Consider the following 5,112-nt stretch of genomic DNA (forward strand, 5'->3'; position numbering starts at 1 on the left):
TTTGGCTCATCCTTTCCCCGTGGCTTTTGGGATTTAGCGGCACCCCCGCCGCCATGTGGAATGCGGTCCTCGTGGGGGTGGTGGTGGGGCTCATGGCCCTTATGCACCTTAGGGGTGGCCCCATGTGGGAGGAGTGGGTGAGCGTGGTCTTGGGTGTCTGGCTCCTCCTCTCCCCCTGGATCCTGGGCTTTAGCGGAATGGGGAACGCCATGTGGAACGCCGTTATCGTGGGCCTTCTTGTGGGGGCTCTAGCCCTAAGCGTCACCCGGGAAAAGCCCAAGGCCGCCTAAACCCAAGCTCCTCGCGCAAACGCTCCCGCCTGGAGCCTAACCCAGGCGGGACTTCCCCCTTGCCAGCATCCCCTTCCGGGTGTAAGGTGGGAATGGCCTTTAAACCGGTCCCGCGAGGCCGGAAAGGGGGAAAAATGGAGCGATATAAAGGCAACAAAGGGAAGAAGCCAGGCGGAGGCTTTGGCCTCCGCTTCTTTTTGGAGGTGAACCGTGCGCTTTAAGGCCGAGCTTTTAAACGCCGAGGAGATGCGCCGGGCCCTATACCGCATCGCCCACGAGATCGTAGAGGCCAACAAGGGGGTGGAAGGGCTGGCCCTCATCGGCATCCATACCCGGGGCATCCCCTTGGCGGAACGCATCGCCCGCTACATCCGGGAGTTTGAGGGGAAGGAGGTGCCGGTAGGGATTTTGGACATCACCCTCTACCGGGACGACCTCTCCGAGATCGGGGTCAGGCCCCAGGTGCGGGAAACCCGGATCCCCTTTGACATCACGGGGAAGGCCTTGGTCCTGGTGGACGATGTGCTCTACACGGGCCGCACCGCCCGGGCTGCCCTGGATGCCCTCATGGACCTGGGACGCCCCAGGCGCATCTACCTGGCGGTCCTGGTGGACCGGGGGCATAGGGAACTCCCCATCCGCGCCGACTTCGTGGGCAAGAACGTGCCCACCGCCAGAAACGAGGTGGTCAAGGTGAAACTCTCGGAAGTGGACGGCGAGGACCGGGTGGAGCTTTGGGAAAAGGAGGAGGCATGAGGCACCTCCTGGACTTCCAGGGCTGGACCCGGCCCGAGGTGGAAAACCTCCTGGACACCGCCCGCGTCATGGCCGAGGTGCTGGAAAGACCGGTGAAAAAGGTGCCCGCCCTCCAGGGCTTCACCGTGGCCACGGTGTTCTTTGAACCCTCCACCCGCACCCGCATCTCCTTTGAGTTGGCCGCCAGGCGCATGTCCGCGGATGTGGTCTCCTTTGCCGCTCAGGCCAGCAGCCTGCAGAAGGGGGAAAGCTACAAGGATACCCTTCTGACCCTCGAGGCCATGGGCATAGACGCCTACGTCATCCGGGCCGATAGCGCCGGGGTTCCCCACCAGGCCACCCGCTGGGTGAAGGGCGTGGTCATCAACGGCGGGGACGGGCGCCGGGCCCACCCCACCCAGGCCCTCTTGGACGCCTACACCCTCCTGGAGGCCCTGGGCACCCTGGAGGGCAAGAAGATCGCCATCGTGGGGGATATCCTCCACTCCCGGGTGGCCCGCTCCAACGTGGAGCTCCTGCCCCTCCTCGGGGCCGAGGTCTGGGTGGCAGGCCCCCCCACCCTTCTCCCCCAAACCCTTCCCGGGGCTAGGCTCACCCCCCATCTGGAAGAGGCCCTGGCGGAGGCAGATGCGGTCATGGTCCTAAGGCTCCAGAAGGAGCGCATGGAGGCAGGTCTTATCCACCTCCAGGACTACATCACCCACTACCAGGTGACGGAGGAACGCCTAAGAAAGGCGAAACCCAACGCCCCCCTTCTTCATCCTGGCCCCATGAACCGGGACATAGAGCTGGAGGGCACGCTGGCGGACTCGGAAAGAAGCCTGGTGAACCGCCAGGTGCGAAATGGCCAAGCGGTACGTATGGCGGTCCTCTACCACCTCCTGGTGGGGAAGGAGCGGTAGGGCCAAAGGAGGCACGGCATGTTGCTCATCAAAAACGTCAAGCTGGTGGACGCCCTTGGGGAAAGGGGTCCTGTGGACGTACTCATCGGGGAAGGCCGGATCCTGAGCCTCCATGGCGGGAAGGCGGAAACGGTCATGGACGGCAGGGGCCTTTACCTTGCCCCTGGCTTTGTGGACCTCCACGCCCACCTTAGGGAACCGGGCCAGGAGGTGAAGGAGGAGCTTTCCACGGGGCTTCTTGCCGCCGTGCGGGGCGGGTACACGGACATCGTCTCCATGCCCAACACCTCCCCGCCCGTGGACACCCCCGAGGCGGTGCGGGCCCTAAGGAAGAAGGCCCAGGCCCTGGGCCTAGCCCGGCTCCACCCGGCCGCGGCCCTAACCCAAGCCCAAGAGGGAAAGGCCCTCACGGAAGCCGGCCTCCTGAAGGAGGCTGGGGCCTCCCTCCTCACCGACGACGGCCACACCAATGAGGATGCGGGGATCTTGGCGGCGGGGCTCTTGCAGGCCTCCCCCTTGGGCCTACCCGTGGCGGTGCATGCGGAGGACGCCTCCTTGCGCCGGGGCGGGGTGATGAACGACGGTCCTTTAGCCGACCTCCTAGGCCTTCCCGGAAACCCGCCGGAGGCGGAGGCTGCCCGGATCGCCCGGGACCTGGAGGTCCTGCGCTACGCCCTGCGCCGCAGCCCGAAAAGGCCCCACCTCCACATCCAGCACCTTTCCACCAAGCGCGGACTAGAGCTCCTGCGGGAGGCCAAGAGGGCCGGGCTTCCCGTGACCGCCGAGGCCACCCCCCACCACCTTACCCTCACCGAGGAGGCCCTCCGCTCCTTTGACCCCCTTTTCAAGGTCGCCCCACCCCTCCGCACCCCAGAGGACGTGGAAGCCCTTATAGAAGGGCTTCTGGACGGCACCCTGGACGCCATCGCCACCGACCACGCCCCCCACACCCAGGCGGAGAAGGAGATGGACCTCCTAAGGGCTCCTTTTGGGATTCCCAGCCTCGAGGTGGCCTTCCCCCTCCTTTACACCGAGCTTCACCTGAAGCGGGGCTTCCCCCTAAGCCGCCTGGTGGAGCTTTTCACCGATGGCCCAAGGAAGGTCCTCGGCCTCAAGCCCCTGCACCTGGAGGAGGGCGCCGAGGCCAGCCTGGTCCTGCTGGACCCCAAGGAACGCCCCGTGGACCCCAAGGCCTTCGCCTCCAAAGCCCGCTTCTCCCCTTGGGCGGGCTGGGTCTTAGGGGGGTGGCCGGTCCTAACCCTGGTGGAGGGACGGGCGGTATACCAGGCGCTGGCATAACCGGGTCCCCTGGAAGCCAACCCGCAGGGGACTCGCCGGGAAGGGGTGGGCCGGGCCACCGCCCGGGCCTGGCGCCAGGTCCTCCCGGTGGAAGGGGGGCTATCCCGTGGGGGTGGCCTCACGGTGTAGGGGGCCAAACCTCCTCGAGCCTCCGCACCCCCTCCGCCTCCATAAGCTTCAGAAGCCCTTTTAGCACCCGGCGGGGGAAAAGGGGTCCTCCGTAGACCAAGCCGGTGTAGACCTGGACCAACCGGGCGCCCAGCTTCAAGCGCTCCCAAACATCCTCCGGGCCCTCCACTCCTCCCACGCTCACCAGGGTGAGGCCCTCCACCCGGGAAAGGTGGCGCAACACCTCCAGGGCCTTTCCCTTTAAGGGCCTTCCCGAAAGCCCCCCGGCCTCACGGGCCCAGGGGCTTTGGAGGCCGGGCCGCTCCAGGGTGGTGTTCACCGCCACCAAGCCCTCAAGCCCGTGCTTTCGGCAAAGCTCCACCACCTGGTCCAAGGCCTCCCATGAGAGGTCCGGGGCCACCTTGAGGAGGAGGGGCTTAGGGGTGGCCGGGCGGAGCTGGGAGAGGAGCTCGTCCAAGAAGGGGCCCTCCTGGAGGGTGCGAAGCCCCGGGGTGTTGGGGGAACTCACGTTGAGGACGAAATAGTCCCCATAAGGCTCCAGGGCCTGGAGGGCCCTTAGGTAGTCTTCCGCCGCCCGCTCCAAGGGGGTATCCCGGTTCTTCCCCAGGTTCACCCCCACCGGGAAGGCCAGCCCCCTTTCCCGAAAGCGCCAGAGCCTCCTGGCCGCCTCCTCCGCCCCCCGGTTGTTAAAGCCCATGCGGTTGATAAGAGCCCGGTCCTCCACCAGCCGGAAAAGCCTGGGCCTGGGGTTTCCCTCCTGGGGCCTAGGGGTGAGGGTCCCCACCTCGGCAAAGCCGAAGCCCAAGGCCCACCAGGCCCCCAGGGCCCGGGCATCCTTGTCCATACCCGCCGCCAGGCCCAAGGGGTTGGGAAAGCGTAGGCCAAGGGCTTCCACCTGAAGCCTTGGGTCCTCCACCCGGAGGAGCCTGGCGGGGACCTCCAAAAGGGGGCCCCTTTCCGACCACAGGGAAAGGACCCTCAGGGTGAGCTCATGGGCTTCCTCCGGGTCCAGGGCAAAGAGCAGGCGGTGCATACGGGTCCATGGTACCCCGACCGGGAGCAGGCCTTGGGGTAAACTCACCCCCATGAGGACGCCTGGCATCCGGGGATTCCCCCTCATCCTGGCGAGCCTTCTCCCCCTGCTGGCAGCCTGCTCGGTAACCCTTCAGATCCCTTTGCCAGAGCAGGAATTTAAGGCTATGGTTCTATTCGAGACCAAGGGCAGAATCCTCTACCCCAAAGACGCCCTGGCCTTCAACCCACCCCCCGTTGCCCCACAGGCCGTGGCCATTACGGGCACCCTCGAGGCGGACACAGCCCTCAACGCTACCCTGGGCTTCTATGCGCGCCTCCTTGTCCCCGCCTCCGACCCCAACTGTTCTGACCTCAGTATCTACAATATCCCAGTCTACACCTGCACCCCGGGAGACTCCGATGAGAAGGTAGGCGAAGCCTCGTTCTCGGGCACCCAGAGCACCTCTCTTTCCCTTGGCGGGAAAAACCTCACCCAGGGCGTCGCCCAAGGAAAGTTTTGGCTGGGCCTCGAGGTCCAGGGCCTGCCTGCGGGCATGGTCACCCTCAAACTCAAAGAGCCAAAGGCCTTGGTGACCGTGGGCCTGTAGGGAACCGGGCCACGCCCCGGGGGCTTTGTGCCCTCGGGTTTTTTCTTCCCCTTCTTCCGGGCTATGATAGGGATTAGATGAAGGACGCCTTGCGCCTGGAACTTCCCGTACTTC

Annotated in this window: 6 protein-coding genes; 5 read left to right on the forward strand and 1 reads right to left on the reverse strand. The window is 65.7% G+C overall.

Going from position 1 to position 5,112, the window contains the following annotated elements; all coding sequences use genetic code 11:
* From Q0693_RS00605 to Q0693_RS00620, 4 genes are all read left to right on the forward strand, one after another.
* A partial coding sequence (locus Q0693_RS00605) for an SPW repeat protein (RefSeq protein WP_298628239.1) occupies positions 1-290 on the forward strand: 290 nt, incomplete at its 5' end.
* 210 nt (positions 291-500) lie between these two features.
* Positions 501-1,046 carry a bifunctional pyr operon transcriptional regulator/uracil phosphoribosyltransferase PyrR gene (pyrR, locus tag Q0693_RS00610; protein ID WP_243030421.1) on the forward strand — a complete coding sequence of 182 codons (546 nt, stop codon included), beginning with the start codon at positions 501-503 and terminating at the stop codon, positions 1,044-1,046.
* On the forward strand, positions 1,043-1,948 hold the full coding sequence (locus tag Q0693_RS00615; RefSeq protein ID WP_298628243.1) for an aspartate carbamoyltransferase catalytic subunit: 906 nt from the start codon (positions 1,043-1,045) through the stop codon (positions 1,946-1,948). Before pyrR ends, Q0693_RS00615 begins: the two co-directional genes overlap by 4 nt.
* Before the next feature lie 18 nt (positions 1,949-1,966).
* Positions 1,967-3,247, forward strand: a complete 1,281-nt coding sequence (locus Q0693_RS00620; protein WP_298628246.1) for a dihydroorotase — start codon at positions 1,967-1,969, stop codon at positions 3,245-3,247.
* A 118-nt stretch (positions 3,248-3,365) separates the two neighbouring features.
* Here Q0693_RS00620 and Q0693_RS00625 read toward each other — a convergent pair whose 3' ends face one another.
* Entirely contained in the window at positions 3,366-4,409 is a 1,044-nt protein-coding gene (locus Q0693_RS00625; RefSeq protein ID WP_298628249.1) for a quinone-dependent dihydroorotate dehydrogenase, read from the reverse strand.
* 166 nt (positions 4,410-4,575) lie between these two features.
* Between Q0693_RS00625 and Q0693_RS00630 the strand changes: the two genes are divergently transcribed.
* Positions 4,576-4,998, forward strand: a complete 423-nt coding sequence (locus tag Q0693_RS00630; RefSeq protein WP_298628252.1) for a hypothetical protein — start codon at positions 4,576-4,578, stop codon at positions 4,996-4,998.
* Positions 4,999-5,112 lie beyond the last annotated feature (114 nt).

Source organism: uncultured Thermus sp. (genome assembly GCF_938010445.1).
GTDB classification, from domain to species: Bacteria; Deinococcota; Deinococci; order Deinococcales; family Thermaceae; genus Thermus; species Thermus altitudinis.